General features: G+C 43.9%; 8 protein-coding genes, 1 tRNA gene and 1 pseudogene. 2 read left to right on the top strand and 8 right to left on the bottom strand.

Features of this window, described 5'->3' with window-relative positions:
• Positions 1 to 123 precede the first annotated feature (123 nt).
• The 3 genes from ACFFT4_RS12430 to ACFFT4_RS12420 are packed head-to-tail and all read right to left on the bottom strand — an operon-like array spanning position 124 to position 3,568.
• Positions 124 to 1,422, bottom strand: coding sequence for a multi antimicrobial extrusion protein MatE (locus tag ACFFT4_RS12430; protein WP_378048052.1), 1,299 nt, complete (start codon positions 1,420 to 1,422; stop codon positions 124 to 126).
• A gap of 47 nt (positions 1,423 to 1,469) precedes the next feature.
• Positions 1,470 to 2,297 carry a phosphoenolpyruvate hydrolase family protein gene (locus ACFFT4_RS12425; RefSeq protein ID WP_378048051.1) on the bottom strand — a complete coding sequence of 276 codons (828 nt, stop codon included), beginning with the start codon at positions 2,295 to 2,297 and terminating at the stop codon, positions 1,470 to 1,472.
• Between the two features lie 50 nt (positions 2,298 to 2,347).
• Positions 2,348 to 3,568: a Tm-1-like ATP-binding domain-containing protein gene (locus tag ACFFT4_RS12420; protein WP_378048049.1), complete on the bottom strand. Its 1,221-nt coding sequence runs from the start codon at positions 3,566 to 3,568 to the stop codon at positions 2,348 to 2,350.
• Between the two features lie 755 nt (positions 3,569 to 4,323).
• Here ACFFT4_RS12420 and ACFFT4_RS12415 point away from each other — a divergent pair.
• Positions 4,324 to 6,075, top strand: coding sequence for a sensor histidine kinase (locus ACFFT4_RS12415; RefSeq protein WP_378048047.1), 1,752 nt, complete (start codon positions 4,324 to 4,326; stop codon positions 6,073 to 6,075).
• Positions 6,068 to 6,871: a response regulator transcription factor gene (locus ACFFT4_RS12410; protein ID WP_378048045.1), complete on the top strand. Its 804-nt coding sequence runs from the start codon at positions 6,068 to 6,070 to the stop codon at positions 6,869 to 6,871. Before ACFFT4_RS12415 ends, ACFFT4_RS12410 begins: the two co-directional genes overlap by 8 nt.
• 678 nt (positions 6,872 to 7,549) lie before the next feature.
• Here ACFFT4_RS12410 and istB read toward each other — a convergent pair.
• From istB to ACFFT4_RS12380, 5 genes and pseudogenes are all read right to left on the bottom strand, one after another.
• A pseudogene (gene istB, locus ACFFT4_RS35375) lies at positions 7,550 to 8,282 on the bottom strand (IS21-like element helper ATPase IstB).
• Between the two features lie 2 nt (positions 8,283 to 8,284).
• Positions 8,285 to 9,727: an IS21 family transposase gene (gene istA / locus ACFFT4_RS12395; protein ID WP_378048039.1), complete on the bottom strand. Its 1,443-nt coding sequence runs from the start codon at positions 9,725 to 9,727 to the stop codon at positions 8,285 to 8,287.
• A 490-nt stretch (positions 9,728 to 10,217) separates the two neighbouring features.
• A tRNA-OTHER gene (locus ACFFT4_RS12390) sits at positions 10,218 to 10,295 on the bottom strand.
• Positions 10,296 to 10,625: 330 nt separating this feature from the next.
• Entirely contained in the window at positions 10,626 to 12,554 is a 1,929-nt protein-coding gene (locus tag ACFFT4_RS12385; RefSeq protein WP_378048037.1) for a Druantia anti-phage system protein DruA, read from the bottom strand.
• Between the two features lie 61 nt (positions 12,555 to 12,615).
• On the bottom strand, positions 12,616 to 18,162 hold the full coding sequence (locus tag ACFFT4_RS12380; RefSeq protein ID WP_378048034.1) for a DEAD/DEAH box helicase family protein: 5,547 nt from the start codon (positions 18,160 to 18,162) through the stop codon (positions 12,616 to 12,618).
• Positions 18,163 to 18,165 lie beyond the last annotated feature (3 nt).

The raw sequence follows: 18,165 nt of genomic DNA, 5'->3' as shown, positions 1-18,165 counted from the left end.
CCTTTGTTGAATTTAGTAACTTCAATATCAATGTTAGAATCCTTCAACCGGAATAACAATGGGAGTAAACTGAGGAAAAGGTGGACAAATGGTTGAAACCGCTTGCATCCAATTTAACAAAATTTATTTTTTGTTTCTTGCAAATCGTAAAATAGCCATCACGACTCCGAACTCGGCCACATAGCCAAACGATTGGGCAAGCGAACCCATTGTCCCGTTTAATCTCGGCGCAAATGCGATACAAGAAATCAAGATCAGAAACGTAATGAGCACGTTGGAGCCTTGCGACCAAACCATAATTTTCGTTTTGCGATTGAGCATGACGAGTCCGTTAACGTAATCCAGCCACGGGAAGACTAGCGTAAAAATCATAAATACCCGCAAAGCTTGCAAGCTTGCAGACATCAGATTTTGCTCGACTCCCATCACATTCGCCATAAACCATACGCCTACATCGGTATAACAGATAACAGCGACGAGCAACGTTGGCGCAACACTTAAAATCCATACGAACTTGTTCACAACGGTCCGGTCGACACGATAAAAATTAAGCACAATCTGATGCGTGTAGGAAAAAAAGCTCGTAACTAACAGCATCAGGCTGCTGGCAATCGCATACGAAGCAATGGCCAGTTCCACATCAACGGTCCTGCCGAGATAAGCGTTAATAATCGGACCGATAAATAAAGCGATAAACGATGAATATAATATAGGCCGGTAAAATTTGAAAATGTCCGATTGCGTTACCGGCGGACGCTCCGCATTTACAGGCGGGAGCTTGCCGGCCAGCCGGTTGCCTTCCAGAAAACAGACCAGACATTCGATAAACATACCGACCAGGAAAATAATAGCGCCGACTTCTCCGCTGTCGACCCGGCCTGTCTGAATATACCATTGGGAAAGCGCATACATTCCGACCAGGCGGATCGCCATCCCGATCGTCATCCACTTCGTGCGCATATGCGAAATAATGATGCCGTGGTACAGACAGCGAATGCCGGAAAAAATGCAAGCAAACATCAAAATGCGGTAGGCGTCCAATGTCGCCGCAAGCCTGGATTCCGTTACACCGTAAAACCAGGTAAAGGTAATACGGCCGAGCGGCGTATAGGACATCACGGCGCCAAAGAACAATACGGCTCCGATCACATAAGCGGATACGGCCCACATCGACCGGAAAGAGCGGCGATCCCGCACAAGAATCGAGCACGTCTGCCTGAGCAAAAACAGCGGACGATCCATTATCGTCATCAAACTTATTGCGATTGCATAGCTGGCAATGATCGTTTCCGCGTTCGTAGCCCGGGCAAGCGTGCTGTTGATAATGATGTGCGAAATTGTAACTAAACTTGCCGAGAAGCCGAGCGGCAAAAAGAACCCAAACAGCTTGGACATTCGCAGTTGTTCTGTTTTTTCATACAACGCTTATACCTTCTCTCGTAAAACCCCGATGCTCTTCGTTGAATGATTTATTGAACCGGAATATCCTTGAACTTCTTGACTTGCCCGGAAATTGCCACTTCCGTCGGCAGCCTTTCCATACTCGATGCGCCGAAGAAGCCGACGACGCCGTTTGTCTTCTCCAGCACGTAAGCAGCATCCTTAGGCTCGGAAATCGGGCCGCCGTGGCAAATGACCAGAATGTCCGGGTTAATCGATTTGCCCGCGTCATGAATCCGCTGCACCAAATCCGCAGACTCGTCCAGCGTTAACGCCGTCTTCGCCCCAATCGCGCCCTTTGTCGTCAACCCGACATGCGCCACAAGCACGTCCGCGCCAGCTTTGGCCATTTTGATCGCATCTTCTTCGTTAAACACATACGGCGTCGTAAATAAGCCAAGCTCGTGCGCTTTGCGGATCATTTCCACTTCCAGGTCGTATCCCATGCCGGTCTCTTCCAGGTTTTGGCGGAATACGCCGTCGCACAACCCGACCGTCGGGAAGTTTTGCACCCCGGAGAAGCCCGCCTCCTTCAATTGCTTCAGGAACACGTCCATCAGGCGGAACGGATCAGTACCGCACACACCTGCAAGTACAGGCGTATCCTGCACGATCGGCAACACTTCGCCGCCCATTTCTACCACGATTTGATTCGCGTCGCCATAAGGCATCAAGCCGGCCAAAGAACCGCGGCCGGCCATCCGGAAGCGACCGGAATTGTAGATGATAATCATGTCGACGCCGCCCATTTCCGCTGCTTTTGCCGACAATCCCGTTCCTGCCCCTGCGCCGACCAGAATTTTATTTTCCTTCAGTTGGTTGCGCAAACGCGCCAAAATCTCTTCTCTCGCTATCATGCTTAAACAACCCTTTCTGTTTTCAATTTCGCTCGCATTTTCGCAATCCTTTAGTTGCCCATCAGCTTAATTAACTGCTCCGAGATTAAATCCGCCATTTGCGGATCGTTAATGTCCAAATCCGATTCGATGAACGGAATATCTGCCCGCAAACCCTGCTTCAAAGCATTCAACAACGCCTGGCGCTCTTCTACGCCGTCAAATGCCTGGCCGGCGCGATCAAGCAAAGAAACGCCGCCTTTCGGGAAGACGACAACCGTTGGGGATTGGCTTTCGTTCAGCTTCTCCGCCAGGATCGCACCGAGGTTCGCATTCTCGGCCGCCGTCGTGCGCATCAGCGTCGTTGTCGGATTGTGCTGGTAAAACTTGCGGCTTTTGAACGCTTCCGGAACGGTATCCGGCGGCCCGAAATTGACCATGTCCAGCGCACCTACGGAAACGATTTGCGGAACGCCTTTGCGCCCGGCCGCTTCCAGCCGGTGCGGGCCCGCCGTAAATATGCCGCCGACCAGCTCGTCCGCAAGCTCGGTCGTCGTAATGTCCGCCACCCCTTGAATGTAGCCGGCGTCGATCAGCCCTTCCATCGCCAAGCCACCTGCGCCGGTCGCGTGGAACACGAGCACGTCGTAGCCGCGCGCTTCCATCGTCTCTCTGACGCGGGTGACGCACGGCGTCGTAACGCCGAACATCGTCATGCCGATCGTCACTTTCGTTTCCTCGGCCGGCGGCTCGTTCGCCATCCCTTGAATCATCCCGGCCAGTCCGTATGCCGCGTTGCGCAGGATGCGGTTGGACAGGCGGTTGATGCCGGAAATATCGACGACGGAATACATCATCGTCACGTCCTTTTCCCCGACGTATGGACGGGTATTGCCCGAGGCCACAGTGGAGACGAGCAGCTTCGGAACGCCGACCGGAACCGCTTTCATCGCCGAGGCCGCAACGGTCGTTCCCGCCGTGCCGCCCATGCCGAATACGCCGGCCACCTCGCCCGCATCCAGCAATTCCTGCAAAATCAGGGTTGCGCCTTGCGCCATCGCGGTTACAGCCGTCCCCCGGTCGTTTTTGCTCCGCAGCTCGCCGATGCTCGTTCCCGCCAGCTCGGCCAGCCTGGCGCTCGGAATGTCGGGCGCAAAGTGCGGCTCGTCCAATATGCCCGTATCGATGACGAGCGTCGCCACGCCCGCCTGTTCAAGCACTTCTTTCACAAACTTGTATTCAATCCCTTTTGTATCCAAAGCACCGATCAATACTGCTTTTTTAGCTGTCATTTGCGTGTCTCCTCTCTAGAATAAAGGTTCAAAAAACGGCTTGGAGCACCTCGTCACTTCAACTGCACCCTGCTGCTTGCCAACTGCATTTTTGGCTTCAGCCGGGAATCGAAATTAAAGCGCTTACTATACACGAACTAAAAAAGACGCCCTATCCCCCAAGATTGAATTATCATGCCCATCCAAAATTGAAAAAGCACGCTAATTTTTCTCTGTTGCCGGCATCACGGATTTAAAACTGCTTTTTTTGGTTTTTTTCCTTTTTTTATGCATTTAAGCCTCCTCTCATGGCAAATACCTTTCAGAAAACAGAATCTAAAAATTATGCTAACTTACTTTTTTTCTAAAAAAAATGGGACAAAAAAGGGGAAAAAGCGGGTAAAAAGTAGATGTTTCTAGTAGATGTTTCTTCTAGCGTTGAGCTTACAATACAACCATTTGTCCACCGTTTTCCACTTTTTTTAATATTGATTGGTCTTATCTCAAGTAGTACGATAGTTTTTGAAAGCACTTACACTTTGAGCAATTACGGAGGGATCGTATGGACAACTTTGTCAAAAACTAATGTTACAACCAATGGACAAGTTGCCGCCGAATTATTCATTGAAATATGGGGAAGACAGTTTGGAATATTGAAAGAAAATTCAATTATATGGAGACTACGGTTTAGATACATCTAAGATTAACAACATGAACCTGCACCTGGTCTCTTTATCTATATATACTCGGGTTTTGTGTAACTAAAAGGAGGCTATATGAGTATATTTGATAAAATATTTTTCAAATTATTCGTATCCATCATCCTAATTTCAATTCCCCCTGTACTCATTGTGGGGTATTTAGGTTTTTCTTATTTCAGCAAAACTATCAATAAAGAATTGAATAAACATGCGGAAACTGTAATGGAGCAGAAATTAACTTCATTAAATGTATTTTTTAACGATCTGCAGCGTATGGAACAAATTATTTCCATGAGTACAAGCTTTTCGGAATTTTTTAAAGCGGATAATCAAATGTATTATAAATATTTTCTCGAACTGGATAAGTTCATGAAGGGCTTGCAAACAATTCGGCCCGAAAATATCGGTATTACCGTTGTGAACGAAAAAGGACTGGCTTACTTTTACAGTTACTCTCTAAATGTTGAGGCTTCAAATTTTGTCGACTATGAATGGATGCCCGATTTTTCAAAAATAAAAAATACTCCATTTATTACTTCACCGCATTTTCGACATTATGCGCTACGAGAGGACAAAGTACTCGTTTTTTCTTATGTTCAGCGCTTTTGGAATATTACTTCAAATACACAAGGAATTATTATTATCGATTTTCCTCTGGAAGTGCTGGCACAATTTTTAGGCGACAACACGAATCAAGATGATTCTGGAACGTTTATTATCGATCAGAATGGCAACATTATCTATCCGCAAAATTCAACCATGCTTTCTAACAGTTATTCTCAGCTCTATCCAAAGAAAATGGATAAAGTCACACTTTCAGATGGAAAAACTTACCGAATGTTTTATCAGGAAAATCCGATATCCGGATGGACAATTGTTTCCTATTTTTCTCAGAAAAGTCTGTCTACTGATATTTTAGAATACAGAAATGTATTGTTTATTATTATGCTTATTATCACTGCGGCTTGTTTACTTGCCACATTATTTATTTCCTTTCGAATCGCTCATCCGATTATGAATCTGGTCCAAACGATGAAGAAAGTAACAAAAGGCGATTTGAATCAGAACGTAATTGTTAAACAAAGAGATGAAATTGGTCAGCTTGGGATCGGCTTTAACCGAATGATTCGTCATATTCAAAATTTAATCGAGCAGGTTTATGTTCAGGAAAAGGAAAAAAGAGCCGTTGAGATTGCTGCCTTGCAGGCGCAAATCAAACCCCATTTTTTATATAATGCTCTGGAATCGATTAATTCCCTGGCACGTAATAACAAGCAGCCCGAAATCAGCAAACAAATCGTCCTACTGGGCAAATTGCTTCGATTCAGTGTTTCCACGTTCAAAGATTATGTTCCTCTGGAACAGGAAATTAAATATGTTGAACACTACATGCTTATCAATAAATTGAGAATGAAGGAGAACGAGTTTGATTTTACAATCCAATTCGATGAAAACTTGTCTCAACTTTATTCCATAAAATGGATTTTGCAGCCGATTGTCGAAAATGCGGTACTCCATGGCTTGGAACCTGCAGGACGAAAAGGGTTCATTAAAATTGTCGGTAACACGTCCGATGACGATATTCTCATTACAATAGAGGATAACGGAGCAGGAATTCCGCCGGATAAACTGGAGGAAATACGTTTTCAACTGGAGCATCAGTCGGAAACGTTGACAAAATACAATAACAAAGTCGGATTATACAATGTACAGGCCAGAATTCGAATGCATTTTGGCATCAAGTACGGTATTTCAATTGAAGATTCTTCCCCTAGAGGAACAATTGTAAAATTACTAATACCAAGGAGGGCTTCAACCCATGATTAAACGGACTAACATGTTGATTGTCGATGATGAAACGCTTGTTTCCAGCAGCCTAAGCGCAATGGATGATTGGTCCGAACGGAATATTCAAATCATCGGCACAGCTTCAAGCGGAAAAGAGGCGATGTCATTGATTGAGCAAAGTCCAGTAAATATTGTCGTTACTGACATTCAGATGGCAGACGGAGATGGGTTGGACTTATTAAAATATATTCATGCGCACTATCCACATATCGCAGTCATTATTATTAGCGGGCACGAGAGTTTCCAATTTGCCCACACCGCACTAAAATTTAAAGCACGAGGATATGTACTGAAGCCGATTGACACAGACGAGTTATTTGAATTGATTGACAATATTCTTGAGGAGATGCAACAAACGGACGAACGGATGGAAGCTTCGGTATTTTCCGAGCAACCCGCAATATCTTCAGAAGATATTGACGCTCCAATGACCTATCACGAAACAATTGTAGAGCGAGCCATTGACTATATTAAACAAAATTTGGAACTTCCGCTCACTCTTCGCGATGTTGCCAACAAGCATTATTTAACGCCGCATTACTTCGGGCAAATTTTCAAGACGGTAACAGGGGATAATTTTACCGCTTATTTAACGAAACTCAGAATGCAAAAGGCCTGTGAGCTACTCAAAAACCCGGAATTGAAAAATTATAATATTTCCAGTCTGATCGGCTACAGCGACGTCAAATATTTCACCAGACTATTTCTTCGCAGTCACGGCAAAACACCTAAAGAATACCGACAGCAGCTCGTGTCCAACAGAAAGATTCATTGATTAAAAATTTTTCTTCCTTTTCCTTTTAACCTATTTTGCTTAACAATCGCTCTTCATTCCCATGGGCGTTGCAGGCAGCTCATCCTGTACCGCCTATTTTTGTTTCGCTTAATTCTGCCGGACTTTCACAGACCATCAAACCCGTGCAAAAATTTACAATTCCCCCGAAGCGGAGCGGTTGCAAACTCAGCCCTCTCCCTGCTCGTTCTTTTCCTCAACGTACAGGCACGCCTGGGCTTCTATCCACATATACATGAGATATTGGCCCAGCGTTAGCGTTAAAGTAGGGCGACTCATCACTTCATGGGGGTGAATCAAGCGTGTCAGAATTATTTTCAATGATAGTCTTGTTCTTGAAGCAGCTATCCCTGCTTGTCTCCTATGTCAAAAATAACGCTTGAGAATAAAACCGTCATTTCACAGATATTAGCGCACAAAGCAGGCTCGTGAAAATAAATAACCGATGCGCAAAATGCCTAAAAGCTGCCGCATCGGTTTTGTTTTACAGTATGATTTTTACAATCCCTCAAATGCGCGGTATATTCTTTCAAACGCTTCCTGAATATTTCAGTACGGCGAAGCCGCTGAGTTAATGAGTGAGAGCCACGATGTTAATGAAATAGAGCCACCGTGTTAATGGGCAGAGCCACCTCATGTGAAGTGGCTCCGTCGTGCAATTTACGACGAAATGCCTTTTCGCTTGCGCATAGAATCCTCGCCGTCGATCAATATGTGGTGCGAATTATGAACGATGCGATCGAGGATGGCATCCGCCATTGTCTGCTCGCTGATCTTCTCGTGCCAGCCTTCCGGCGCAAACTGCGAGATAAAAATCGTAGAGACGTTTTGATGGCGTGCCTCGATGATTTCAAGAAGGTCTCGGGATTCGGTAGCCGTGAGTGAAACGAGCAACCACTCATCAAGGATGAGCAGGCTGATCTTCTTGTACTGGGCGATCACTTTCTTGTACGTGCCCTCGCCGCGAGCGACAGCCAAATCGGTCAATAGTTCCGGCAGCCGAACATATTTACTGTCGGCATGCGGTCATGCCCAGTGCGCAACCGATGTAGGTTTTCCCGGCGCCGGAAGCGCCCATTAGGATCACGTTGTGCTTCTCGTGTACAAAGGTGCCGGTGGACAGCCGCAACATCTGGCCTTGATCCAGACGTCGATCGGCATGGTACTCGATATCTTCAACGCAAGCATTGGGATAGCGAAGTGTTGCTTTTTTAATGAGCTTATCTAGATGATTGTTTTTTCGCCTGATCCACTCCGCATCGACAAGAAGGCCAAGTCGCTCCTCGAAAGATAGCGTGTTAAAAGATGGCTGTTGCAGCTGTTCTCGGAATTGCTCGGCCATGACGCTGAGCTTCATACTGATGAGCATGCTGACTGTCGTTTCGTTAACCATGATTATTGTTTCCTCCCGTAGTAGCTCGCGCCGCGCGTAAAGCCGTGTGGGCTTGCGGTACGCGTAGTCGTTTCTGCCTCAATCGTTGCGGCTTGTTCATTCACTGCCCGGTCTTGACCGGACTTCAGAATGGTGCTGATGTGTTTAAAACCAGGATTCGGGGTGTAGCCAAGCGCTTTGGTACAGGCCGCTTCAACGCGAACGAGCGAATACCGATCTGCGAGCTTCAGCACGCCCATACAGGCTTTGTAGCCTTGTTGTTCAACCCGGTGTCTGGTCAAAATGGCGCGGATGACTACAGCGGTGCTTGGGCCAACCTGCTCCGCCCAAGCAATGAAGCGCTCGGCATTCCATTGTGCATACTGCTTATGTTTGTCGGGCATGTGATCGGCCAGCGTATGATATTGCCCTGGTCGACCATAAAGCCGCGGATGCGAACAGATCCGATGGTGGTTGTAAAACACTTCGATCACGCCGCGTGTGATGCGAACGTCCACTTTGTGCTTGATGTATTCGTACGGTACGCTGTAGTGCATCTTGTCTACGGCTATGTGATAATTGAACTGTACGGTAGCCACTTTCCAGGTGGCGCTTTCGTACGCAGAAGAGGGCAACGGCAAGAGCGTGTGTTTCTCCTCGTCCAGGAACGCGCTCAGCCGGCTGCCCGGTCTTTTCTGAAACGGTCGTTTATTGAATGCCGTCAGTTTCTCGAAAATGGCCGCGTTCAGCTCCGCCAATGTGAAGAAGGTCTGTTGGCGTAAAGCAGCCAGAATCCATGTGGAGACGTTTCCGACTGTTCCTTCGACGCTGGCTTTGTCCTTGGGTTTGCGTACACGGACAGGGATGACAGCCGTACCGTAGTGCTCCGCCATTTCATGATACGTCTTGTTAATAACGGGAGAATACCAGGAGGATTTTTCAACGCCGGTCTTGAGATTGTCCGGCACGAGGATTTTCGTCACGCCGCCGAAGTGTGCAAACGCATGGATGTGGGCAGTCGTCCAGCTTTCCTGACTCTGGGACAGAAAGCCTTCCACATAGGTATACTGGCTGCTGGAGAGCGCAGCGACGAAGATGTACACTGGCAGAATCTCGCCTGTTTTGGCATCCACGATCGTCGCGGTTTGCCCAGCCCAATCCACCTCCATCTGCTCACCAGGCTTTCGCTGGATATGCATCGTCGCTTTTGTGGTGGCGGCGTACTTTCGATAGTAATTGCAGAACTGGGTATACTTCAAGGGGATTTCGCGACTAAGCCGACATGTCTCACAATACTCATGCCACAGCAAGCTAAGCGTAACGCCGCTCTTCGCCAATTCCCGATGAAGATATTCGCAATCCGGGATCTTGCGTGAAGAGGCTTGTGCTTTCTCGGGGAATAACAGATACTGCAGATCGTCGTCCGCCACATCTTCTGGCAACGGCCACGCCAGCTCCTTTTCCATCGCACGGTTCAACCTCAGAGACGGTGTTTCGCGAGCACTGACAGCTTGATGCAATGCTCCGCTGGCTGAGCCCCATGCTGCTCAGCCGTAGGATGTCTCGATACTTGGTCATTCGGGGACCTCCCGCTGGATATTTGCGTTCCGATTTCGGACACGCATCCATCCATTTTAAAGGAGAAAACCGGGGGTGGCTCCCGCGATTAACATCGTGGCTCTATTTCGTTAACACGGTGGCTCTCACTCATTAACTCAATGGCTCTCCGGCACCGAAATACTCAGGGGAACCGCATTGGCCTTGCTGCTTGGGCATCGCGAATCCATCGACTTTGATTGGTTCACTTCCAAATCCTTTTTCCGGGACAAATTGAGAGCAGTTTATCCCTCAACTGTTCTGATGCAAGCGCCGCCCATGCCCCATTATGACGTTCATACGATTCCATGTTAAAACACAAAATAAAAACCCTTCCGAAGAAGGGCTTGTTTGTGGGTATGGTGCGGTCGAGAGGACTCGAACCTCCACGGTATTGCTACCACTGGCACCTGAACCTAGCTCGGTAAAGGGAACCGCGCGGAATCTACATCCCTTTAGGGGAACCAAAAACCGCAGAAAGCCTATAAAATCAAGGACTTCTGGCGTTTCGCGCTGCCTTTCCTTAGTACCACAGGGCATCTCGGGAAATCATCAAAAAGTAACCAAAATTGCACGTTTGAGAGAACTCGGAGAGAACGGCACTCTAATCAACCCTGCTCCACTACCATCGACAAATTTTAGCGGAGCAATCGTAAAAGTGAGGGAACTCTTTCAAATTAAATACCTTTATTGGAGAATCAACAGACCTAAGCCAAACTGCTGATTATATCCTTTATGAATTCTATACCCCGAAGCAAATCCCACCCATTACTGTTCTCGAGCACTTTCTCTCCCCAACAAAAATTTTTCAATATCGAATTCTCGGATCTGTTCAATAATATTTGGATTTTGTATTCTCATTGATAGCCAGCGTTCCCTCCAAAATGTACAGATCTTTTCTGTCATGTGGAGTGGATCTGTTTGGTTTAAATAATAGCTTGGGGTATCCTCTTCCCCTCGCAAATATTCATAGGCGTTTCCCGCTAATTTTATCCCGTATACTATTCGCTTAAAATTATGATTTAACAAGTGATCAGATGGGAGTCCAAGTACATCCAATCCAGCTCTGATTAACCGCATTCGTGGACTGGTTCCTTCACCGAAAGTATTGTTTACGATACGTCTACCGTACACCTTAGTGGTTAACTCTGAAAATGCATTCACGGTTTCATCCGATATGTAAACAGTTCCAAAGCCCTTAGTTACACCTAGCGATTCAAAGCCGATTTTACAAAAAGGAGTATTTTCTCCAAGTGCACTCACTGGGATATGCAGTCGGTTATATTGACTGCTCCCCGTTTCATATAGGCTGGTTGTTCCTAGAAAAACCAGATGTGATTGCTTTACTACAGGCTCTCCTTTCATAGCTGAAGCAATAACCGAAACCTGCCGTTTATATTTTTCTTCATAAGCTCTTAATATTTGAGGACTCATCATTAACAATGAAGTCAGCTTCCCACCAAGCAAAAAATTGTATGGTGGAACTGCTCCACATACAATAATGTCCATCATATTAGCGCCAATTTTTTCTCTCTTATTAGACTGAAGTGCGGTAGAAATCACTGAACGTCCGCTAGAAGTCATTAAAAGTTGCTGTAGTGCAGCCAATGGTTCATCTATGTTTAGGTTATTAAAAAATACTTGTGCTTTAAAAAGCTTTAAAAGTGTTTTTGCTCTTTTTTTTCGGTAAAATGGACTAAAACATACGTCCCTCCAAATAGTAGCATCTGCGTTTGATGTAACTCTTGGCGGTGAAGGGGAGGGACTTTTTTCCCTCTCCAAGAAACCATCCAATAGCTGCATGTATTTCTTAACATTTAATAAATCTATGTTTTCATGAAGTAAATCTCGATATTCAATTTCTGATATCGAATCTATAATGGATTGAGTTAGGGAATTGATCGTTATTCGAGCTTCATTTTCATTCATAGTATCTACTCGTTCTCTCAAACCCTCTGTTGTCCATCCTATTTCATTATCCCGACAAGTGATTTGTACGATGCTGCTTCCCAAAGCCGCTATACCTATCACCGGATGGTGCTCTTGAGCTAAATCTCTAACCAAAATAAACATGTTCCTGCCGGGAGTCGGCTTATGTGGTAACGTCCATGTCAATCGAAAATATCTCCAAATATCAAGCAGTCTTAATCCAGTCTTTTCATCTCTATCTAAACTGGACTGAATGATTTGAAGATAAGGTTGTACTGCATTAGCCCCTCTTTCCTGAATCAGTCCAAGAAGCTCTTCCACAGGCGATATTATATTTTTTATTGAGACAGTTTTCCCTTTATACTTGCGTTCTTTCTCCATCTTTGTTATAAATTTATTCAATGACTCGCTCTCTAATTGTTTATTTCTTTCGTGTAGAAGTGCCCTTCTATACCATTGTTTTGTTTCAATATTTTCTGGTGTAACCGGATGTTGAATACTTGTAACCCCATTATTTATAGTTAGTTCCCATCCTTGTAAAAACAAATCCCTAAATAACAACAATAAGCTACGATAGCGCATTACATCTATTTCTTCATTATTCGGGACTGGAATATTGTTCGATATCCATGTAGCCCTTTCTCGACTAACCGGAATATTCTGTGCAATCTCCAGTACATTATTTAATCGATTTAAGTATTCTTGCGATAATAATGGATGAACTGCCGGCTTCCCATCTATCATATTTCTATTCACCCTGGTTTTCATAATAAAATGGCACCTCCCACCTTTCGGAGGTGCCTAATTATTTTGATAATCAAACTTTTGTTCAAAATTTCTCTTTAAACTGTTTGTACACTAAAGACAAATTACGACTTATTAAAAATTCATTAGCCAGAAACAATTGCTCTTCTAAAAAGTGTTTAGCTAGGGGATGGAGCTTCACGGCGTCAGTTTCATCAATTAAACTCGGGAACGTCCCAATTACAATATGGCGTCCGTGCCTACTAACTATCCAAGGTACCTGTACACCATTATAACTCATATTGGCTTCACAAGTGTAGCTTTCTAATTCCAACAGCCGGATAAGTGGTTCGAGAGATTCACTTTGGCTCTCTATATTTGAAATGTCCGGTATTCCCGAGCCTACCATATAACGTAATAGTTGAGCTCCTAAATGACGATCCAAATGTGAGTGCCAATACCGATTTTGATAATGACGAATACAATCTGTGCAAGAACGATCACATCCTTGCGTGCAATTTTCCAACAACTCAAGTGCCTTGTTCAAAACAACGCTCAGATTCTGACCTGTCTGTTCTGCATACCCAGCACCACCTGCCAGTGAATCAAACATATAAATATCCACCCTCAGCGTTTCGCTGGGGTCAAGCTTTACAAGTCTGTAGCCGGACTTAAACTCAGCAGGATCAATATCTAATTCCCGACTTGCTGCCAATGAAAGAGCCTCTGATACAGTCCTTAGTGCATCATTTAATATATGATTTGAAATGTTTTGATTTACAGTTCGAACGAATGGTTCTTCAATGTTTAACCGTAAAAGTAATAAATCACTCTTAAAATGGTGTCCGAGAAATACTCTTTTAAACGTACCTTGACATCTCGATGGTACAGTCACCCCAAATACCGGCTCAACGTAATAGGGGCGATCATGTGATCCAGTGGGCGGTTTCTCTTCCGGATCTACAACCTTAGCATCTCCACATTTCTCACATACATAAAAGCCTGCATTACTTTCATCATTACCTTTATTTATTGTGACAAGTCGTCGATCCTTTGCTTGGACCGTTAATAGTCTATTACTAATTTTCCTCCAACCTCCCATATCATCTTCAGATAATGGGAGAGGAAATTGCGCTGTTGTTGCATAAGTTAATTCCTGTTCATCATCACCTTCTATAATAGGTGCTCCCTTTTCTGGGAGGAATACCTCTGGAATTAACAACTCACCTCTATCAAGTTGACCCTGACATACAGGGCATTCATCGCTTTCTGTTTTAAGAGATTCATCTATATCCCGAACGAAAGTACAGCGCCTACAAGATACATATTTACGGAGATTATGCTGAAAGAGCTTCGCTGCACGATCAGCTTCAGTCACCTTAGCAGCATTCGCAGTAATTCCTCCTGATCGATATGTTTTTTTGTCAATGACTACAAGTCGGCCTGGAGCATATTCACTCAGGGCTTGATCAATTGACTGTTGCGGTAACTCTTTAGTAACTACCTTGTAACTATTTTTTCCTTTTTCTCGCTTCTCTTCAATCGGGAAACTACATAGACTTGTAGGGAAAGCATAGCTAGGTAAAAAACCTTCATCAAATAAAAACGTTAGCAATTCGTCTCTGCTTGAACTAAGGTCAATCTCCCCTTCATCGTCGTCCGTCTCTTCATCAACTTCATTTTCTTTAGATGAAGTATTAAGTACAACTGAATTAAGCTTTTCTATTAGTTCATCTATAAAACCGAGTACACACGCGAATTGGTCGGTAGCAATATTTTCTGGAAGCCATTCAATTATCCTTTTCACTAAAGGAGCAGATGGCTGATAGAGCCCTTGCCTAATCCACTCGATGAATCTCGATTTTCTAAACTCACTATCAGTCTCCTCATCAAAAAACTCTGTAACTGATCCCAGAGCGGCCAATAGACTTTTGTTTTTATCAATTTTCAACTCATTTCTATCTATCATCTCGTGAAAAAAAGTTTGAAACAAAAACGCAAATACATGTCTTTTAGCAATTTTGATATTGTTAATCTTGATCATAGGAAGCCGTGGCGCACCAGACACAATTTTTACAGGGTTCTGAAAATAAAAACTATCATGAGGCGCACCTTCAGCGTATGTAATTACAGTAGACAGTGAAGAACCTCGGCGTCCAGCTCTTCCCGCCCTTTGCTGATAGTTTTCACGTTGAGGCGGAACATTACGCAAACCAACGGCAACTAGTGATCCAATATCAATTCCAACCTCCATCGTAGTGGTGCAACTCAAAATATCAACAGAACTGTCTTCTAGTTCATCTTCCTGATCTAACTTTACATCCTGAAAACGAAGCTCATACATTTCGGTCGAGGCAAAAATTTCACCAGCGTCTTTGTGTGAAAGCTGCGCTGTATGTTCTTCGGCAGTCACGTATTTCGGACGATTTTCTCCCCTAATAGACATCACGACCGGTGTTCTTAAAAAACCTTTTCGCGCCTGAATATATTCGTGGGTTTCTGGATTCAGGATTACAATATTAGTGCTTCCGCAATTTATGCAATATCCCCCTAATTTCACAGGCGAAAGAAATGTACAACTATTACATTTGTACCATTCTACGTCAGTGTTAATACTCAAAACCACGTCATTACTGTCAATGACATATGCATCTCCAATTTTGTGACAAAGCCTTTTCCGTAATATTTCTTGAATGTTCGTAATTTCGTCACTGGTACAATTGAAGTGAGTCTCTAAAATATATCGCTGATTATCTCCTATTTTCCCTGAGCTAGTCCAAGAACTTTGTGGATATCCTGCAGCTTTACGCCTTACCGAAGCAGATATAACACTCTCTAACTCGAATGCATAATCATCTAATATTTCTTCGATAAAATAATTAACTAGTGCTTCGATATTAGAAGGAGTAATCTTGTCTGTAATCGCCATTATTTCTTTCTCTAGCTTTTCAAACGCTAAACTTGAAGGTTTAAGATAACCGACGGTCGCCGCTCGTAAAGAGTATTCTTTGTTACATAGTTGTCGTAAAATTGCCTTATAGTAGCTTGATGATGGCCGTCCCCCCCATTGCTCTTCAATAGCAACTCTTAATGAATCCGCATACTCCTCTTTAAAGTCACGAACATCACGTAGCAATGTTTTCCTATCATCTCCATCAAAAAATTGGAGATTAAACTCGGAAACAACAGAAACAAAAGCACTGTACAATGCATTATTTATTTTGGGATCTCTATTACAAATTTCTTTATATCGAACTGCGGCCAGAACAATAGTCTGCCTAAATGTATCCCATTCTACCTCTCTTGGAATGTCTCTTGCTAAACGAGCTGCTTTTTGTCGACCATCAGAAAATAATAATACTTTTCTACCGCCGTTTGGATACCCACTACTCTCTACACGCTGTGGCGGTTGGTTAAACAACTGAGCCTTTACGAGATTTGCAAACGGGGCCTCACCTTTTGTTGCGAGATCCATTATTTTGCTTCTATTTTTCTTCCACTTTTTAAGACACACTGGACAATGATGAAAAACCCGATCTCCACCTCCAGAATTGCTTAGTGGTTTGAATGCTTTGAGAAATCCATCCAGTTTGGGTGGCTCCGAATTAAATAATTTACCAGTAGTTATGTCCAGGAAAACAGGAATACAATTTTGAATATCCCTCTCGTTTGGATTCCCATCCACTAGCAATTGAATTTTGTATAATCGATCCTGCACTTCATCATTTGTGCCTATCACATTTGTAGATTCATGTAATAAAAAATCGCCCTCATCACCGTAAGTATATCCTTCTATAAACGCTGTTCCGCAGTCTCTGTGGGTCAACAACTTATACACTCTTGCTTTTTTCTCACAAGTACAATTCAGCATAGCCACTGCATGTAACCGACCAAGAATGGCGTCTTCAGCTTCTTTATTTAAGCGGTTCTCACAGTTCTTATTTGTGCACGCATAAAGTCCAGGAACTCCCCTAAAAAACAAATGCAGCCTAGTAGGCAAAAACACTCTACCATCCGATTTTCTTCTAGCCAAAGTGCCTAAAGCTAACATTGCCTCCGTAGCTTTACGAGCCACACTATCTTCCGCATTTGGAAAAAGTGACTGGGACAATTGCCGCAACGGAATAGCATTTCCGCTTAAGACCTTAATCATTTGTTCGGCCGATCCCCAACCAGTAAGTTGATTAAAAATATGGTTCGAAAACTTATCTAACCCCTCACCTTTAAAAACTGCCCAATTCAGTCTTTTAGCCACTAAATTAAATGAATCAATTGCTGAATCAAGTTCAACCATTGTATTTTGAATAACTGATAAATTCAAACTTGAAAGCGCCTCTGCTTCTTCCTCTTTTCCTTCGGCAGCCCCGAATCGCGCTTCAAGATCGCCAGTAATTAGTTCAAACTGTCTTTTAGTCTTAGCAATTACCCCCGTTAGTTCACTTGCAAAATTAATTATTGATCTTTTATCTTCCTCACTCTTCCCCAAACTTGCACTTGTTAATATACATTGAAGCCGGTCACGCTCAATCCCCAAACGAGCCATTAGTCGTCTAATAAGAAAAGCTACCTCTGCCCCGCCAGTTCCGCGATACATATGTGCTTCATCTAGAATTAAAATCAATTTATTGTTTACATCAGCTTCCAGCCAAGTTTTTGTCTGTTGAAAAATTTTACGTTCGATAGGACGCATCAACATGTATTCTAGCATCGAATAGTTAGTAATCAGTATGTCCGGGCAAGATTCTTGCATTTCGTGCCGGGTTAACATTTCCCTATCGTTAGGTTGGGTTTTAAGTCGTTGGCTCCAATTCCTTATGACTCTCGGCTTCCCTTGACGCTTGCCTGTTTTATATATCTCTTGTTGCTCCATCTCCTTGGCGTAGAACTTGATAAGGTCTTTGCTAGGCCATTTCCCCTTTGCTTTCAATTCTTTAACCTTCTCCATATTTCCAGCATACTTCAAATAAAATTTTTCAAACATTGGTTCAATATGTGCCGTTGTCTTCCCAGCTTTAGGTTCTCCGGGATACGGAGTCTTCGAAGTATACGAGCCAAACATAACATTTCTCGTACGACCTTTTTTCAAATAGCCAGCAACTCGTTCATCACCAAATAATTTTCTAATTCGACCAAGTTGATCATTAACCAAAGCATTCATTGGATAAAGTAAGATTGCACGACACCCTAACATTGAGGCCACATTCGGCCGTTCAGTTGCCTCTATCGCTAAAGAACCCAGGATTGGCATTAAAAAACTTTCTGTTTTCCCTGAGCCCGTTCCTGTAGCAACAATAATATCTTTCCCCTTATTTAGAAAGAGCTCCAACGCGTTTGCTTGGTGCGTATATGGCCTTGAAAAAACACCTACACCAGGATGATCTAACTTTGAAACTTGTGCTAAAATATCCTTTGCTGGTTCAGGGATATCTAGGGACTCATATGTTGGCCCGAGCTCATAACTAGGCGTTGCTTCTATGTACGGTTCTTGGCTTATTTGTCCTAATACGTTTAATAAATTCGATCGTTCTTTGATTAGGCTATTGTTTTTTATGTGATATGCCGACTCAAGGTATGACCGTAAAGTTTCATGAAGAATTTTTGAAACATGGAATGCTCCATATGTATCATTCATAAT

Origin of the sequence: Cohnella cellulosilytica (assembly GCF_042431195.1) — a bacterium.
In the GTDB taxonomy this organism is placed as follows: Bacteria; Bacillota; Bacilli; order Paenibacillales; family Paenibacillaceae; genus Cohnella; species Cohnella cellulosilytica.
The sequence above is the reverse complement of the archived record's forward strand: the minus strand, read 5'-3'. Positions and strand labels throughout refer to the sequence as shown.

What these genes read in the sequence shown, in the direction of transcription:
- ACFFT4_RS12425 (WP_378048051.1), bottom strand. Translation starts at nt 2,297, where the DNA reads ATGATAGCGAGAGAAGAGATTTTGGCGCGTTTGCGCAACCAACTGAAG.
- ACFFT4_RS12420 (WP_378048049.1), bottom strand. Translation starts at nt 3,568, where the DNA reads ATGACAGCTAAAAAAGCAGTATTGATCGGTGCTTTGGATACAAAAGGG.
- ACFFT4_RS12415 (WP_378048047.1), top strand. Translation starts at nt 4,324, where the DNA reads ATGAGTATATTTGATAAAATATTTTTCAAATTATTCGTATCCATCATC.
- ACFFT4_RS12410 (WP_378048045.1), top strand. Translation starts at nt 6,068, where the DNA reads ATGATTAAACGGACTAACATGTTGATTGTCGATGATGAAACGCTTGTT.
- istA (WP_378048039.1), bottom strand. Translation starts at nt 9,727, where the DNA reads ATGGAAAAGGAGCTGGCGTGGCCGTTGCCAGAAGATGTGGCGGACGAC.
- ACFFT4_RS12385 (WP_378048037.1), bottom strand. Translation starts at nt 12,554, where the DNA reads ATGAAAACCAGGGTGAATAGAAATATGATAGATGGGAAGCCGGCAGTT.
- ACFFT4_RS12380 (WP_378048034.1), bottom strand. Translation starts at nt 18,162, where the DNA reads ATGAATGATACATATGGAGCATTCCATGTTTCAAAAATTCTTCATGAA.